An 18,165-nucleotide genomic window follows, 5' to 3' on the forward strand; every position below is an offset into this window, starting at 1 on the left:
GATCTAATGGCGGGAAAATATCCGCTTCATGAAGGCAAGTAAATTGGAAATTTTTAAGGTTATCATGCATTTTATTTTTTGCTCCACAACCAGAAATAGAAAATAAGTTTAAGATAATGATTACAATAAAAATAAATTGATAGTTATTTATTATTCTTTCTTTGACCATGATTTATTCTCATCTAAAAATTGAATTAGTGATTCTTTAGGCTTTTTAGAAGGAAAACTATTTCTATTTTCTTCATTTTTTAAAATGATATTTCGCCATCCTTTAAATGTAGCTTTAATATTATTAAATATCTTTTCTGTATGTAGTTGCCATAAAAACTCTCGCATTGATTTAATAAATCCAACTGAATCGCTATCTTGTAAATTAATATTTAATTCACTATCAAATCGCATACTGCGATAATTAATATTACTTGAACCTATTGTCATAAAAACATCATCTACCATTAAGACTTTGCTATGAACATAAGTCGGTTGCCAAAGAGATGTTTGTGTTATATCTGGATTGGGTGAAACCAATGTACAAATTACTGTTTCTAACCCTTCTATTTTTTTTCTTTTACTTCAGCTTCCTTAGAAAGACCTTTACTTTTTCTATGGAAATTAGGCGTTAAATCGGGTCGTTCTAATTCATCTAGCATTTGGTAAGTGTTAAAACTTCCCACTTTCATTTCTTTAAGGGCTGTTGTATTGGTAACCACAAATAGATAAAGCGGATTTTTACAGCCAGCCTTTCGCCTTTCTTCAACCGCTTCTTTTAGTTTCTTAGCCAAAGGGGGATAACGAAAATATTGGTTTTCCATATAAATATAATTTCGCGCTAAAGCTACAGCGTTATTATAAACTTCTTCAACTTCAAATATTTGATACTGAGGTTGAGTGCGGGATATTTGTCCCATGGTGGGTTGTAATGGAAATTGGCTGTCTAATTCTAATTTTTTATTTAGCACCTCCATTCGAGCCAAATTCAATTGATGATCTTCTGCTGTAATTGCAGAACCTTGCATTAAGTCATAATCAGCACCAACATCTTTTATCCATGCGTGCTCAAAACTATGATAAAGATGAGCAAGCACCCCGCCACAAACACACGATGATGTATCTTGCCACGGTCTATCTCCATCTCGCCCTACATATGCTTCTTTGCGTACACCATCATGCGCATCATTATCCCAATAGCCTGAGACCATATTGTGCCCCAGAATAAAACCAACGGCATTTTCAGCTTCTTCATAATCAATAATAACGAACTTTTGGTGATGCGTAGGAAAATTAGAAAGTAAAAACTCATGTATCCCTGATGTTTTAAACGAGTTTTCTTCTAATTGGGCTTGAGCTGATGCCCTATCATTCCCCCAATTAAAAACCCGACGTTCAACAAATAGTTTTTTCTGACCTGTTTTTTTATCTAAACCTATATTTTGGTGTTTGACGTCAAAATGCCACTTTTTATCATATTCATAATCTTTTTTAGTTTCATAAGAAACTCGTTTTCCTTGTGCGCCATAACCATCAACATACTCACCAAAAATATTTTTATCCGTGCGAGTTGTACTGTATGCGTCCCAACCAGGGAATTGAGGATCAAATCGGTTTCCTAGTTCACTAAACCAGACTAAAAGTCGCACGGTAACTCCACGCTTGGCTGCATCGTCCAGTAGTTCTCCAATTCGCTCAGAGTTCTCTTTTTTTCCTGTTCGAGTCAAATACATTGAGGCTTGAAATCCCCATATCGCAATATTAATACTTTTATTGGCTCCCTTTATCGCATTGGCTAATGCTTTAAACGTTCTTTCACCATTAATAAGAGGCGCAAATCCTGCAGCCACTGGGGGATATCCTTTACGAATAAACCATTCATTTGTGATGACAGAACAAGCACCTTGAGAAGGTACCAAGTTAATGATTTGTGGTGTTTTTAGTGAGGTTGTCTCTTTTGTCATATCATCACCTTTATTATTTTTTACTCTTCCCTGATCGGAGTTCATTGAGTAATTGATGAAATATATTTTGATGTGTGCTGCCTGCATATTGCTTATTTAGCATTTGTGAAGATGGTGCTAGGGTTCTAAACCCTTGTTTTGCAATTTCATCTTGCTCACGCTCTTCCCCATCATTAACGATATTGATGTCAAAACATTCGCCATCAATTAATTCAATACGGTATTTTTCAGTGGTAATTTCATGTTCAATAAAAATATTACCGTTTTTATCCGTTAGCCCTTTGGTTAATAACGCACCATTGGCATAGAGCGTATAAGGCTCGAATGCACGGACTTTGGTTGGGCTTAATGGTGAAGCACTTAATTGGAAACGAAGGGATTGTTTGGGTATCGATTGAGGAAAATTAGGGTGATTGATATCCATACGGTCGGGGCCATCAACAATCCAATTACTCGCTTTAACGGTTTGATTACCCGGGCTGCCGTATTCAATTTGCCCCCCTTTTAAACGAATAAATGCACCACCACAGGTCAATAATAACTCTTCTTTTGCCGCAATAATGGTTTTACCTGCGTGACTTGTCACAGTCATATCTTTTAAGGAAGACAAATGCATCTCATCCCCTTGCGCTTGTAACTCGACTTTCCCTTGCGCCGCAAAAGCCTTAATACCCATTCGTTGAGCAAATAAGCTAATCACCTCACCTGCTGCTAAAGTAATTTTTTTACCAACAGAAATATCTGTCTGCCTTTGTGCCGACATCGTAATATTTTCATTACTGCTTAATTGCACCGTTTTGGGTGATGTAAGTGCAATACCCATGGGTGAACTTAATACCATGATGGCTTGCTTCATTTCATCAATCGACTGGCTTAATAATTTTTGCTGTGCCGCAAGATCGGCTAATTCTGCTTTGGCGATTTCAGCAGCATCCTTCAGTGATGAGACGAGTCGTAATGCATCTTCTAATTGTTGTTGTGCTTCACGAATATCAAGTTGTTCGGATACGCCTTTTGCTCGTAAATCGGTACTAATAAAAAGACCTTTACCTGCACGAATAGCTCCCCAACTATCTGTACGTAGCTCAAAACCATCACCTCGTTTTTCACGCCCTTTATTAACAAGATGACCTAAATTAAGTTGTGTTTTGCCACCATATTCAGTGCTTAATTTAATATGTTCTTCACCCCGTTTATCTTCCATTCGCAATTTATTATTTGTTGGCGTGCGAATAATATTTCGAGTGTTATTTTTATCAGTAATATGATCAGGATGACGAGAGTCGTGTAATGCATGGGCAATATAAGGACGATCGGGATCACCTTCATGGAAAGCAATGGCAACTTCAGTGCCTTGAATTAAAGGGAAATGTATTCCATAGGTATCACCAGCATAAGGTTTCGCCAAACGAACGGGCATACTTTCATAGCCTGTTTTCTTTTCATGATGATCACGGTCAGCATCGAAGCAAACCCAATAATATCCATCCTCGTTTTGATGGGCATAAATATCATTGTCTTTCGCACTTGATACCCGAGCCATCAAAGTGCCTGCAATCACAGGACGAGGTTTTAATTTCGGACGCCAACACAAGGTTTCACTGTAAGGAACCGCTGAAAAAGAAACGTGTAAGGCGTTGTCTCTTCCCCCTGAAAAATACAGTTTTGTTAATAAGATTGAAGATTGAAATATCAGGGGAAGTGTTGAGGGTTGTTGATTATCTTTAATATTTAACACCAATAATGGCGATAAATCGGGTGCACTACTTTTACCTTTTAATTGTGTCTGTTGCGATAAAAAACGTTCATGATCTAAACGCGCCCAAAAATTGGCCGTTTCGGCATCTGGCGTGAACTTATCACCTCGCGTCAAATGGCGGGCTCGGTAGTGATAAACCTCACCATAGTTACTCTCGTCACCCTCACCTCTTGTCATATCAGAAACGGCAGAGATTAATGTATCTTGTGCTAAACGAGGGTTGTAATCTTTGGTTATTACACTGTGTTCAACCACTTGATGGCGCAAAGATAATCCCCAAACACTTTCAACACCACTATCACTCATCCCTGATGGGCTATTAAGAGGAAGTTGTTTTTCAAATTGATATTGGCTTTGCCTATCCCCGAAATGAATAACTTCCGTTTGCGTTTCTTTATGAAGTTGAAAAGTATAAAAAACACCTATCTCGCTTAATAAGCGCTCAATAAATTGTAAGTCACTTTCGTTAATTTGATTTATTTGCTCACGCTTAGGATATTCATGTTTAAGCGTAAATTCATATTCCCAGTTTTCAAAACCATGTTCTTCAAGAATTTTTTTTATAACATTGGGTACTGAAAGATTAATAAAAAATCGATGCGTTCTTATTTGATGACGTAATAGAGAAAACCGAGGCTGAATAACTAATTGATATCGCGCTTCATCCAGCGAGCCCGATAAACGTCGAAAGTCCGTTATTACACCATGAATACGCTTTACAAAGGGTGATGGGATCAGCGTGCTGTCTATATTAGGGGGAGGTAAAAAAGTGAGTGTTGTACTTTTGCGTAATAAATTTACGGGTTGTAAATCGTGATCTTGGCAAGTAAAAGTAACCTGATAAGAATAAATTTCACTAATCGCTTCGTGACCAGAAAAACAGTCTACATCAACAGGAACATTATTGCCCTTTATGGCTAGCTGATAGCGATTATGTGATAAATTTACTTTTGCTATATCTATTACGCTCATAAATATTCCCTTTATAAAGCTCAATAATAAAATCTATAAAAGTCTTTCTTACGTCACGCTCAATTTAGTTAAATTAAATTTAATATTAGTATTTAAATTAATCAATGTCACTTTTCTTAAAAAGAATATTTTTATCGTCACCACTCAAAGATAAAATTAACAATAATGAAATAATATCAACCAGTTATAACGACGCAACTAAATGAATAGTATTAGAAAATAATCATTAAATCAGTGATAAATGGCAATATCACCTTATTACTCACACTTAAAATAAGTAAATTTATTTTAAGTAAATATTCTTAGTGAGAAAGCGATACTGCATGTGTGTTTTTATTTAGCAGATCAAACAAAGATAGTTAAAACAAAAAATATTTAATTTTAGTTATTATTTAGTCAATAAAAGTGCAAAATAAAATAGCCAATTAACCCACATTAGCAGTACCTTATTTTTATATAAAAATCCCATTTCAGATAGTCTGTACATAAAAGAATCAAAGGTTATAGACCTTCGGTAATCTCATCTCATCTTGTTATTTTTTATACAATTATTTATCCATATTGTTACTATGGATTTATTTTTTTTACTCGTTATAATTTCCCTTGTCATTTTAAGTAGTAGTTCATCACATTGAGTTCACAAAACGATACTCAGGTCTGTCTTGAATGATTGAAAAATGAAATCGTATCTTTACTGGACGTTTTTTTAAACGCCCGGTACGGATGTTATTTATCAATTTATCAAGGAGACACTGATGCAAATCAGTCGGAGGTCTTTCTTTAAGATCTGTGCTGGCGGTATGGCAGGTACATCTGCCGCATTACTAGGCTTAGCACCTGAAGTATCTATTGCGAATGCTCGCCAATATAAATTATTACGCTCGGTTGAAACCCGCAATAACTGTACCTACTGCTCCGTGGGTTGCGGTATTTTAATGTATAGCCTTGGGGATGGCGCAAAAAATGTCGATAAAAGCATTTATCACGTTGAAGGCGATCCTGATCACCCTGTAAGTCGTGGCTCTTTATGCCCGAAAGGTGCAGGTCTTGTTGATTATATTCACAGTGAAAATCGCCTAAAATACCCTGAATATCGTAAACCTGGCTCTGATAAGTGGGAACGTATTTCATGGGATGAAGCGATTGATAAAATCGCTCGTCTGATGAAAAAAGACCGCGACGAAAACTTTGTGACCCATAATGAAAAAGGGCAAGAAGTTAACCGTTGGCTCACAACTGGTATGTTGTGCTCCTCTGCGGCGAGTAATGAAACAGGAATTTTAGATAATAAATTTACTCGCTCATTAGGCATGATTGCTATCGACTGTCAGGCAAGACTTTGCCATGCGCCTACCGTTGCTGCCTTAGCGCCAACCTTTGGTCGTGGAGCAATGACCAATAACTGGGTTGATATTAAAAACGCTAACGTTGTGCTCGTCATGGGGGGTAACCCTGCTGAAGCGCATCCAGTGGGTTTTAAGTGGGTTATCGAAGCTAAAATTAAAAATAATGCGAAAGTTATCGTGGTTGATCCACGCTTTAACCGTAGCGCAGCCGTTGCCGATCTCTACTCTCCTATTCGTGCTGGCTCTGATACTGCTTTCTTATTAGGTGTTATTCATTACCTTATTGAACACGATAAAATTCAGCACGAATATGTGAAAGCTTATACCAATGCTTCTTTAATTGTGCGTGAAGATTTTAGCTTTGATGAAGGTCTTTTCAGTGGATTTGATAAAGAAAATCAAAACTATGATAAAACTTCATGGCACTATGAACTGGATGAAAATGGTTTAGCATTAAGAGATAACTCACTGCAACACCCTCGCTGTGTGTGGAACCTGTTAAAACACCATGTCTCACGTTATACCCCTGAAATCGTCACGACACTTTGTGGCACACCGATAGAAGACTTTATCTATATCTGTGAAGCCCTTGCCTCTACTAGCGTCAAAAACCGAACCTCAACCATTTTGTATGCCTTAGGTTGGACACACCATACAGGTGGCGCTCAAACTATCCGTGCAGCAGGTATGATCCAGTTACTATTGGGTAACGTAGGTATGCCAGGAGGGGGAGTGAATGCGTTACGCGGACACTCGAATATCCAAGGTTATAGTGATCTGGGCTTATTATCATTAAACCTACCAGGTTATATGCCGCTTCCTAATGAAAAACAGACATCGTTAGAGACTTATTTATCTCAAGTTACACCAAAAACCGTGGTTGCAGACCAAGTTAACTACTGGAAAAGAACCCCTGATTTCTTTATTAGCTTACTAAAAAGCTTCTGGGGTGAGCACGCAACGGCACAAAACGAATGGGGTTATCACTGGTTACCAAAATGGGATAAAAGCTACGACATCATGGCGCAAACCCAATTGATGATCGAGGGTAAAATGAATGGCTATATCGTTCAAGGTTTTAACCCATTAGCCGCCTTCGCCGATAAAAATAAATGCAGTGCTGCATTAGCTAAATTGAAATATATGGTTGTCATTGATCCCTTAGTGACGGAATCCTCTAATTTCTGGCAAAACCACGGTGAGATGAATGACGTCACACCTGCGGATATTCAAACTGAAATTTTCCGTTTACCTTCATCGTGTTTTGCAGAAGAAAATGGCTCAATTGCAAACTCAGGCCGCTGGTTACAATGGCACTGGGCGGGCGCTAAACCACCAGCACAAGCATGGCATGATGGTAAAATTTTAGGCCATTTATTAATGCGCTTGCGCGAGCTTTATCGCGAAGAAGGCGGTGTTTGCCCTGAACCTGTCATGAATATTTCTTGGAATTATATTGACCCTTACGATCCACAACCAGAAGAAGTGGCGAAAGAAGCGAATGGTCAAGCGATGCAAGATATCGTTGATGAAACAGGCAAATTGTTGTTTAAAAAAGGACAACAACTTGATGGTTTCCACCAGCTTAAATCAGATGGTTCAACGGCGAGTTTCTGTTGGGTTTACTCTGGTTGCTGGACTGAAAAAGGCAACCAAATGGCAAACCGCGATAATGCCGATCCATCGGGATTAGGTTGTACTCCGGGTTGGGCTTTTGCATGGCCACAAAACCGCCGTGTGCTATATAACCGCGCATCGGTTGATCCTCAAGGCCAGCCTTGGGATGAAAAACGTCAACTTATCAAATGGAATGGTAATCAATGGGTTGGCCCTGATGTGCCAGACTATAGCAATGCAGCGCCTAATAGCGGTGTAGGCCCATTCATTATGCAGCCAGAAGGTATGGGTCGCTTATTTGCTGTCGATAAAATGGCGGATGGTCCTTTCCCTGAATTCTATGAACCGTTTGAATCGCCAACCGAAGATAATATTTTGCACCCGAAAGTCTCTCGTAATCCTGTTGCACGTTTATACAGCTATGATGCCGATCATTTAGGTAAAGCAGATGAATTCCCTTATGTGGCAACAACCTACTCAATTACTGAGTTGTTCCGTCACTGGACAAAACACTCATTAATTAATGCCATTGCACAACCTGATCAATTTATTGAAATTGGTGAACAACTTGCGTCACGCAAAGGCATTGTTCAAGGTGATGAAGTTAAAGTCAGTGCTAAACGTGGCTATATCAAAGCCAAAGCCGTAGTAACTAAGCGTATTAGACCGCTAACCATTAATGGCAAAGTGGTCGATACGATTGGTATTCCGTGTCACTGGGGCTTTGAGGGCGCAACTCGTAAAGGTTTCCTTGCTAATACATTAACGCCGTCTGTGGGTGATGCTAACTCATTCACTCCTGAATATAAGGCGTTCTTAGTCAATATCGAAAAGGCATAAGGGGAAACTGATGTCATTGCAATCTCAAGATATTATTCGTCGCTCTGCTACCAATTCCCTCACACCAGCACCACAGGTACGTGATTTTAAAGAAGAAGTGGCAAAGCTTATCGATGTGACGACCTGTATTGGCTGTAAAGCCTGTCAGGTTGCCTGTTCTGAATGGAACGATATTCGCGATAAAGTGGGTCTTAACGTGGGTATCTATGATAACCCGATGGATTTAACCGCTAAATCGTGGACAGTAATGCGATTTTCTGAAGTGGAGGAAAACGGCAAGCTAGAGTGGCTAATTCGTAAAGATGGCTGTATGCACTGCGCTGATCCGGGCTGTTTAAAAGCCTGTCCAGCCGAAGGCGCCATTGTTCAGTATGCTAACGGCATTGTTGATTTCCAATCAGAACATTGTATTGGTTGTGGTTATTGTATTGCGGGCTGTCCTTTCGATGTTCCTCGCATTAATGAAGAAGATAATCGCGCTTATAAATGCACGCTGTGTGTTGATCGCGTTGAAGTAGGTCAAGAGCCTGCCTGCGTAAAAACCTGTCCAACAGGGGCGATTCACTTTGGTTCTAAAGAAGCAATGACGCATCTTGCTAACGAACGAGTCGCAGAGCTGAATACACGCGGTTATGACAATGCGGGTTTATATGACCCTCAAGGTGTGGGCGGAACACACGTCATGTATGTTCTTCATCACGCAGATAGACCTAATTTATATCATGGCTTACCTGAAAATCCAGAAATCAGCACAACAGTAAAATTCTGGAAAGGTATTTGGAAACCATTAGCGGCTGTCGGCTTTGCTGCCACCTTTGCAGGCGCAATGTTCCATTACTTAGGTATTGGCCCTAACCACACCACCGAAGAAGATGAAGAAGAGGCACAAAAAGAGATGGAAGCATCACAACATTCAGTGAATAAAGAGGAGCAGAAATAATGAAGAAGAAAAGTGATAAAATCCTTCGTCATACTGCCTCAGAGCGTATTAATCACTGGGTTGTGGCGATCTTCTTTATCTTTACTACCTTTAGTGGCCTTGGGTTTTTCTTCCCTTCACTCAATTGGTTTATGAATATTTTAGGAACACCACAACTTTCGCGCTTACTGCACCCTTTTGCAGGTGTCGCGATGGTCTTTTTCTTTATTTTTATGTTTTTCAGGTATTTAAAATATAATTCTATTGATAAAGATGATTTAGTGTGGGCAAAAAATATTCATAAAGTGCTACAAAACGAAGAGGCTGGTGATATTGGCCATTACAACTTAGGTCAAAAAGGCATTTACTGGACATTAAGTATCAGCCTTATTGTGCTTACAGTCAGTGGTGTGATGATTTGGCGTCCTTATTTTGCGGACTATTTCTCTATCCCTGTTATTCGTATTGCCTTATTGGCTCACTCAGTGTCCGCTATTTTGCTTATCATTACGGTATTTGTTCATGCTTATGCCGCATTCTGGGTGAAAGGATCTATTCGTAGCATGATCGAAGGTTGGGTAACTCGTGGTTGGGCTAAAAAACATCACCCTCGTTGGTATCGTGAGATCTTAGAAGAAGAGAAAAAAGAAGCAGAAAGCAAATTAAACCAAAAATAATACACTGCTTTTGTTTCTATAAAATAGATGTGAGAAAAAAATGGAGGCCTAAGCGCCTCCATTTCTCTTTTTAATAAACAGCATGACTTAATGTGTCGCTGTTTTTGCTTGCTCTACTAAGTTAATCAAACGGCTTCGCATTGAATGATAGTGTTGAGAAACTTGGCTTTCCGCCCATTTTTGATCTGCAATTTTTATTACTTTCGCCGCACAATATTTGGTTTCTGGCGTTTTTGAAACAGGATCAAGATTATCTTGCGTCAATTCATTACATGCCCCAATCCACCATTGATAAGTCATATAAATCGCTTGCTTATTAATTGTCTCATTCACATTACAACGAGACATGACTTTGCCTCGACGCGATTCAACCCAAACAATTTCCTGATCGCCAATGCCTGCTTCTTTAGCCACTTCAGGGTGAACTTGAACATAGCCGGGTTCATCTGCAAGTGATGCCAAGGCTTTACAGTTACCCGTCATGGAACGACAAGAGTAATGCCCCACTTCACGTACTGTAGATAAAATCATTGGATAATCTGCATCCGGCAATTCAGCCGGTGCTCGCCATGGTGTAGCAAATAGCTGCCCTTTTCCTGATGGTGTGGTGAATTGATTACCTGAATATAAATAAGGTGTTCCTGCATCTTCGATATCAGTGCAAGGCCATTGAATATGCGCTAAACCCGCCAGTTTTTCATAAGTAACACCAAAGAACAGTGGGCATAATGCTCTGACTTCATTCCAAATCTCTTCATTATCCGCATAAGACATCGGATAACCCATTTCGGTGGCTAATAAGCTAATGATTTCCCAGTCACGTTTTACATTACCACGCGCTTCAATAGCCTTTTCAAAACGTTGAAAACCTCTATCGGCACACGTAAAGATACCGCCGTGTTCACCCCAACTGGTTGAAGGTAAAATTACATCGGCCTGCTCTGCAGTTTTGGTCATAAAAATATCTTGAACCACGACAAAATCGAGGGCTTCAAAGCCTTTTCTCACTAGCCCTAAATCTGCTTCTGTTTGGAGAGGATCTTCACCCATGATGTAATACGCTTTTACTTTGCCTTCAATGGCTAAATGCGGCACTTCGGTAATACGATATCCCACTTCGGGGTCAAGCTGTTCAACAGGGATATTCCATGCTTGAGCAAATTTTTTACGTGTTTCTTCATCGGTGACATATTGATAACCTGGGAACATGTTGGGTAAAACACCCATATCACACGCACCCTGAACATTATTTTGTCCACGGACTGGCGCTACACCAACATGCGGTTTACCTAAATTACCCGTTAATAATGCAAGACCAGATAAACCTTTGACGACATCAACCGCCTGACCAAATTGTGTTACCCCCATGCCCCACATAATAGTGGCAGTTTTAGCGCCCGCATAAGTGCGCATTGCTTTACGAATCTCGATGGCTGGGATACCGACAATGTCTTGTACTGCTTCAGGGCTATAGTCTGCTAATTGCTTTTTATATTCCTCAAAGCCTTCGGTATAGCGGCTAACATAGTCTGTATCATAAAGATTTTCTTCAATCAGCGTATATGCAAACGCATTAACTAACGCCATATTTGTCCCATTTTTTAACGGCAAATATTGGTTAGCAATTTTAGCGGTTTCTATTTTACGAGGATCACAAACAATGATTTTGGCACCCTTTTGTTTCGCTTTAACCACACGACGCGCCACAATAGGATGAGAATCGGCACAGTTATAGCCAAAAACTAATAAACAATCTGAATCTTCAATATCCGCAATCGAGTTGCTCATAGCACCGTTGCCGAGTGTTTCTTGTAAGCCCGCAACAGAAGGGCCATGACAAACACGCGCACAGCAATCGACATTATTATTACCTAATACCGCACGGACAAATTTTTGCATTACAAAGTTAGTTTCATTCCCTGTACCACGAGAAGAGCCGGTACACATGATGGATTTTGCACCGTGTTTTTCTTTGATTTCTTTCAGTTTTTTAGCCGTATAACTAATGGCTTCATCCCAACTCACTTTTTCAAAATCACCTCCTTTTTGTCGGCGGATCATGGGTTCATGAATTCTGGCTGTCAGCAATTTATTGTCATTTAAAAAATCCCAACCATAGAGTCCTTTTAAGCAAAGTTCTCCTTGATTGGTGACACCATTGGCGCCTTCAGCTTTGATTATGCGACCATTTTCGACACAGAGATTGATTTTGCAGCCAGCGCCACAATAAGGACAAACGGAGTTGATTTTGTTCATTTGATATCCTTTCCCCTAACTAGGGAGTAAAAGAGTCATAAAGAACCTTTAACCAAGCACGAATTATGCCAAGTAATTTTAAATTACTAATCAATAGGATATGAGAAATAAAATAATATTTAATTAGTGTTTCGACATTTTTGCCGATGCTGACTGGCTAAAAAGAAGGTTTATATTATGACTAAATACTTTTTTATCATTGGCACCGCAGAGACCATTACAAGAATAAATTAATATAGAATTTCAATAAAAATTATTTATTTAGTTTGTATTTATGATATAAATAATAAATGCGCATTTTGTAAGTGATTTTTTACACTGCATTGCAATTATTTCAATTTCAATAAAGAGCAAAAGAATGAATATAAACACTAACAACCGACTCCTAGGCCTACTACTTCTTCGTTAGGTGGCTTAGCACATTCATTTTTTTGCAAAAGCCACCAGTCAGGTGGCTTTTTTATTGTGCCCCAACTGGTGGAACCGTTTTTTAGGGGAGTTTCTATCATGTTAAGTTTTACCATAAGGATGATGGGCAATAACGCCTTACCAATAAGCCAGAGCATGGCGATAGCCTCCATAATTAATTCAATCATGTCGGGGGCAAAATGAGCCAACAATGGACATCTCGTGTAGGCCATATCTTAGCAGCCGCAGGCTCTGCAATCGGTATTGGCGCAATCTGGAAGTTTTCTTATGTCGCTGCCAATAATGGTGGAGGGGCATTTTTAATTGTCTTTTTATTATTTAGTTTTGTTATCGGACTTGCGGTATTACTGGCGGAAAATATCTTAGGCAGTAGCACACACGCTGAAGCCGTGAATGCCTTTAAAAAAATGATGGGACGCAACTGGGTCATCATCGGTGTTATTGGTGTCTTCAGTTCTTGGTGTATTTATAGCTTTTACAGTGTTGTGGGGGGATGGACAATTGGCTATACCGTTATGGCGGCAACAGGTCAGTTGAATATTACAGATAGCACTGAATTAACGGGTATTTTTACCCGCTTTATTAGCGATCCTTTATGGCCCATCCTTGCTCACCTCACCTTTGCCGCTTTAACCTGTTTTGTGGTGTTAGCTGGTGTACAACGCGGATTAGAAAAAGCCGTCAAAATCATGATGCCAATGTTATTTATCATTATGATTTTATTGATTATCGTGGGTATCAGCTTACCCGGTTCATCGGAAGGTTTAAAATTATTCTTATACCCTGATTTCAGTAAATTAACGCCACAAGGGGTGTTAGATGCGTTGGGATTAGCCTTCTTCTCACTGTCTATCGGTTTAGGTATTCATATCACTTACAGTGCTTATTTAGCAGATAATAAAGGTATCGCCAATTCCAGTATGTGGGTGGTTATTCTGTCTTGTATGGTGTGTGTATTAGCAGGATTAATGATTTTTCCTGCGTTATCTGCGGCAGGTTTAGAGCCAAATGCAGGCCCAGGTTTAACCTTTATGACCATGCCGGTTTATTTTGCTAACTTACCCGGTGGTAATATTTTAGCCGTCACCTTCTTTGTTCTGTTATTAATGGCAGCATTAACCTCTGCGATTTCATTACTTGAGCATATTGTAGCTTATGTACAGATGCGTTTTCAGTGGACACGTCGTCGTGCAGGATTAGTCGTTACCGCTTCAATTATGCTGATGGGCATTCCCGTTTCATTATCATTTGGCCCAATGAGTGATGTGACATTAGGGGGTAAAACAATCTTTGATTTATTAGATTATCTGACTTCCAATATTTTAATGCCGTTATTTGGTATTGCGATGTGTTTAATTTTCGGTTGGTCACGTAGAGCCAATGCCTTGATCCCTGAAAATATCTCAGGAGTAAAACGCCAATGCTTATTATTGGTTTGGCGTTATATTGGTCCAATTTGTATCGGTATTATTTTAATTCATGGATTGATTGGCTAAACAGATCCCCGATAAAAACAGCTTATTAAACATAAAGAGAGGGTCAAATGACCCTCTCTTTTTTCTTGTTTTATAACAGCCTTTTTATGATCAGGCTTGTTTTATTTTGGATACTTTATATTACTTTTTTCCCCTAGCAGTTTTATCAATATTACCCAACCAATCCCATTGCTTGAGGCAAGAACATTGAAATTGCAGGAATATAGGTCACTAATAACAGCACCAGAATGATAACGGCGAAGAAAGGCAATAATGGTTTAATCACACCTTCAATCTTAATTTCCCCTATCTTACAACCTGTAAATAAAATAGGCCCAACCGGCGGTGTAATCGTACCTAATGACAGATTAAATACCATCATGATACCAAACTGAACAGGGTCCATTCCAAATTGTGTGCAAATTGGTAAGAAGATTGGAGTGAAAATTAATACTGCGGGTGTAGGGTCCATAAAGGTTCCCACCAACAATAAAACGATATTCATAATCAGTAAGATAACTAAAAAGCTATCTGTGAAAGAGAGCAATCCTGAGGCAATAATTGCAGGTATTTTGGTAAATGCCATTACCCAAGACATAATCGATGAGGTTGCTAACATCAAAATAACAATAGCGGTCATTTTTGCTGTCGCTAAGAAAATCGCAGGTAGGTGATTTATTTTGATATTTTTATAGCACATACCTAAGATCATGGAATACACAACAGCAATAGCAGAAGCTTCTGTTGCTGTAAATATCCCGCCGAGAATACCGCCTATCACAACGACAATCATCATTAAGCTAGGAATAGCATCAAGAATAAGTTTAAATGCTTGCCCTTTCATTGTGCGCTTTTCAGCAACATAACCACGACGTTTGGCAATAAAACCTGCCACTAACATCACACCCAGTCCCCACAAAATACCAGGAATATATCCGCCCATAAACAGCGCAGTAATCGACACACTTCCTGCAACAGTGGCATAAACAATGAGTGTATTACTCGGTGGAATTAACATTCCTGTAGGCGCTGAAGCAATATTAACCGCCGCACTAAAAGCAGGATCGTAATTTTCTTTCTTTTGGATTGGAGACATAATGCCACCAATCGCTGCCGCAGAAGCAACACCCGAGCCACTGATTGAACCAAACAGCATATTGGCAACAACGTTAGTCTGAGCTAGAGGCCCTGGTAAAAAATTACTGACTAATTTAGCGCAGTTAATTAAACGAATCGCGATACCGCCGTTATTCATTAAATTACCCGCCAAAATAAAGAAGGGGATCGCTAAAAGTGCAAAAGAGTCTAACCCCACAAAAACACGTTGAGCCGAGGTTAAAATAGCACCATCAAAAGGCAATATCATTGCCATGGCGAAAAAAGAAGACAATCCAATACTGACGCTGATGGGTGTCCCAATAAACAACAGGAGGAATGCACCGATAAACATGACTAGGGCAACAACAATTGCAATATCCATGGTTACACCTTTTGCTTTAAAGAAAGTTGTTTAACCAATCCATATTGGTTATATAAGCAATAAAAAACAGATAAAATACCGCTTATAGGTATGGCAGCATAAATCACGCCGATAGGAATTTGTAATGCAGAATCAAGTTGTCCCATTTGGCGACTCATACCAATGTAACCACCGATAGTGAGCACTAATAATACAAAAGCCGTCGTGGCTAACTCACTTAAAATTTCAAGATAAATACGGACATTATGCGACATGCGATCACGCATAAATGTAATAGCAATATGTTCACGCAGCCCAAAAACATAAGCACTGCCAATTAAAATCAACCAAATAAATAGGTAGCGAGAGAGGACTTCACTGACAGCACTCGGATCATTAAAGAGATAACGAGTTACCACTTGATAAGTCACCAATATCGTCATTAAACCCACAAGAAAAATACAGAAATAAGAAACAACAATATCTATTTTGTGCTTAACATTTGTTAAAAAAGTATAAAAATCCTTTTTAGCAACAGGCGTATTAGGGTCATTTAAAGAGGATGATTTCTCTGAAGGTTCCATTGATTGATCCTTATAAGAGGGGCTAAAATTTAGCCCCTTGCAACAAACGGTATTAGTTGGCTAATGCGCGGATCTTATTGTAGATATCTTTCTGCTCTGGTGTGGTCAGCATCGATTCTTGTAGAGGCTTACAACGCTCTTGGAACGGCTTAATATCAACCTCAGTAAAAGTAGCACCTTGGCTAATGGCAGATTGTCGAGCGGTGTCTAATGCTTGGTTAAATAGAGTAAACTCAGTAACGGTACTCTCTTTGGCTAGCTTACGGAAAGTGGCCTGATCTTCAGGGCTCATCTTATTTAAAAATGCTTCATTGGCTATCAGTAAATCGGCAACCATGACATGGCGGGTATAAGAGAAACTAGGTGCCACTTCATACTGTTTTAGATCAGCATACGTAATTTCATTATTTTCAGCACCATCAAGTACACCCTGTTGGATAGCGGAATAAACCTCGCCTTGTCCCATAGGGACACCCGTTCCTCCCATGCAAGACAACATTTTCACCATGGTGTCAGATTGCATGACACGGATTTTTCTTCCTTTCATATCCTCGGGGGTTTTAACAGGGGTTCCTTTCACATACATACTACGAGCACCAGCAGTATAGGCCGTAATTACCTCAAAACCATTTCCTTTAGTTGCGCTAAAGAGCCCATCTAACGCATCACCTGTAAACACTTTTCTCTGATGTTCTGAATCGTTATAAATATACGGCATTGCTAAAACAGAGAAGTTTTTGTTGTAGTTTTCAACTAAAGGATTGGCAACCACCGCTAATTGAATCGCCCCTGATTGAACTAATTCAAGCGCTGCACGCTGATCACCCAATAATTCATTGGGATGAATTTCAAGTTTATATTTACCACCTGTTGCTGCCTCTAACTTTTGGCTGAAATCTTCCAATGCTTTGTATTGAGGATTATTTTCAGATTGGTTAAACGCGGTTTTCAAAATGACTGGACTATCTGTTTTGTCGTCTTCACCACATCCCGCTAAAAAAAGACTAGCGGCTACAACGGTGCTGATAAGAGATAACTTAGGCAAAACATTCATTGTATGCATGTGAACCCCTTATGGGTTTGCGTATTTTGATTGCGTTTATGCTACTTGAATTTCACTCTATTTCAGTGATCAGATTCAAGAAAATGAAATGGCGTTCCTATTTTTTGAAAATAGACGACCATTTTTAAAATTACACTTTAAATATTTCTATAACACATTAAAAAATAAGTATTAATTTTAAAATCAAAGATAATTAAATTGTAGAAAAAAAGAAAATAAGATTTAAAGCATCCACTATTAAATCTCTTTAAACCTGAATTATCGACTACTAATCAAACAAGTCAGGAGTCGATAATCATGTTTAGAGACAGAAATAATAGGAGGAACATTCGAATTGTTATTACTGCGCGGCCAACCATGTTTTACTTATTTTAAAAACGGCTTTTTTTATTTTTTGTGAGGTATTAACCTGACATGTTGGCCGATGAACTTCACCGGGATAGAAAATCGCAAAATCCCCAGCATCTAATAATAAGCGTGTCGTTATTGGTGGATTATCTAAAAAAATTAAATCTGGCTTTGTTTCTTGATATTGATGAGGATAAGTAACCGTTGTACTTGTAGAAATCATCTCTTGACCTTTAAGTACCACTTGAATATCAAGATAATGATCATGAAACTCACTTTTTAAATTTTCTTCACGATCAGTGGTTGGCGTAGAAATAATATAAAAAACATCATTATTAATAATGTTATATATTCCTTCATTTTTCTCTTGTAGCTCATTTAACGATAATTCATCTTGAGTGAGTAACTTTAATAATGCAGGGGGTAACATCGTCGCATCAAGTTGTTTTAAGTTTCCAATGATCATCTG

At 38.9% G+C, this 18,165-nt stretch carries 13 protein-coding genes; 4 read left to right on the plus strand and 9 right to left on the minus strand.

Annotated elements, in window-relative coordinates:
• Positions 1-150: 150 nt before the first annotated feature.
• Genes INT04_RS17430 through INT04_RS17440 form a run of 3 tightly spaced genes read right to left on the minus strand, consistent with a single transcriptional unit; the run spans position 151 to position 4,683 of the window.
• Positions 151-528, minus strand: a complete 378-nt coding sequence (locus INT04_RS17430) for a phospholipase D-like domain-containing protein (RefSeq protein ID WP_226894162.1) — start codon at positions 526-528, stop codon at positions 151-153.
• 26 nt (positions 529-554) lie between these two features.
• Entirely contained in the window at positions 555-1,952 is a 1,398-nt protein-coding gene (locus INT04_RS17435) for a phospholipase D-like domain-containing protein (RefSeq protein ID WP_193017354.1), read from the minus strand.
• Between the two features lie 13 nt (positions 1,953-1,965).
• Positions 1,966-4,683 carry a DUF2345 domain-containing protein gene (locus INT04_RS17440; protein WP_193017355.1) on the minus strand — a complete coding sequence of 906 codons (2,718 nt, stop codon included), beginning with the start codon at positions 4,681-4,683 and terminating at the stop codon, positions 1,966-1,968.
• A 755-nt stretch (positions 4,684-5,438) separates the two neighbouring features.
• Between INT04_RS17440 and fdnG the strand changes: the two genes are divergently transcribed.
• The 3 genes from fdnG to fdoI are packed head-to-tail and all read left to right on the plus strand — an operon-like array spanning position 5,439 to position 10,082.
• Positions 5,439-8,486, plus strand: coding sequence for a formate dehydrogenase-N subunit alpha (gene fdnG, locus INT04_RS17445; RefSeq protein ID WP_193017356.1), 3,048 nt, complete (start codon positions 5,439-5,441; stop codon positions 8,484-8,486).
• Positions 8,487-8,496: 10 nt separating this feature from the next.
• The gene (gene fdxH / locus INT04_RS17450; RefSeq protein ID WP_193017357.1) at positions 8,497-9,426 is read left to right on the plus strand and encodes a formate dehydrogenase subunit beta; all 930 of its coding nucleotides are present in this window, start codon (positions 8,497-8,499) and stop codon (positions 9,424-9,426) included.
• The gene (fdoI, locus tag INT04_RS17455; protein WP_193017382.1) at positions 9,423-10,082 is read left to right on the plus strand and encodes a formate dehydrogenase cytochrome b556 subunit; all 660 of its coding nucleotides are present in this window, start codon (positions 9,423-9,425) and stop codon (positions 10,080-10,082) included. The genes fdxH and fdoI overlap by 4 nt, the downstream gene beginning before the upstream one ends.
• 87 nt (positions 10,083-10,169) lie before the next feature.
• On the opposite strand, the gene fdhF is transcribed toward fdoI, so the two are convergent.
• Together fdhF and INT04_RS17465 are read right to left on the minus strand one after the other, a co-directional pair.
• Positions 10,170-12,338, minus strand: a complete 2,169-nt coding sequence (gene fdhF / locus INT04_RS17460) for a formate dehydrogenase subunit alpha (RefSeq protein WP_193017358.1) — start codon at positions 12,336-12,338, stop codon at positions 10,170-10,172.
• A gap of 371 nt (positions 12,339-12,709) precedes the next feature.
• A complete protein-coding gene (locus tag INT04_RS17465) occupies positions 12,710-12,979 on the minus strand; it encodes a hypothetical protein (RefSeq protein WP_193017359.1) in 270 nt (89 codons plus the stop codon).
• Between INT04_RS17465 and INT04_RS17470 the strand changes: the two genes are divergently transcribed.
• A complete protein-coding gene (locus INT04_RS17470; protein ID WP_193017360.1) occupies positions 12,947-14,263 on the plus strand; it encodes a sodium-dependent transporter in 1,317 nt (438 codons plus the stop codon). The two genes, INT04_RS17465 and INT04_RS17470, sit on opposite strands and share 33 nt — an antisense overlap.
• 151 nt (positions 14,264-14,414) lie before the next feature.
• On the opposite strand, the gene INT04_RS17475 is transcribed toward INT04_RS17470, so the two are convergent.
• From INT04_RS17475 to INT04_RS17490, 4 genes are all read right to left on the minus strand, one after another.
• A complete protein-coding gene (locus INT04_RS17475) occupies positions 14,415-15,722 on the minus strand; it encodes a TRAP transporter large permease (protein ID WP_193017361.1) in 1,308 nt (435 codons plus the stop codon).
• Between the two features lie 2 nt (positions 15,723-15,724).
• A complete protein-coding gene (locus INT04_RS17480) occupies positions 15,725-16,285 on the minus strand; it encodes a TRAP transporter small permease (protein ID WP_193017362.1) in 561 nt (186 codons plus the stop codon).
• 52 nt (positions 16,286-16,337) lie between these two features.
• Positions 16,338-17,348, minus strand: a complete 1,011-nt coding sequence (locus INT04_RS17485; protein ID WP_193017363.1) for a TRAP transporter substrate-binding protein — start codon at positions 17,346-17,348, stop codon at positions 16,338-16,340.
• A 340-nt stretch (positions 17,349-17,688) separates the two neighbouring features.
• Positions 17,689-18,162, minus strand: a complete 474-nt coding sequence (locus tag INT04_RS17490; protein WP_193017364.1) for a YhcH/YjgK/YiaL family protein — start codon at positions 18,160-18,162, stop codon at positions 17,689-17,691.
• Positions 18,163-18,165: the final 3 nt, after the last annotated feature.

This window comes from Proteus sp. FME41 (assembly GCF_014897315.1).
In the GTDB taxonomy this organism is placed as follows: Bacteria; Pseudomonadota; Gammaproteobacteria; order Enterobacterales; family Enterobacteriaceae; genus Proteus.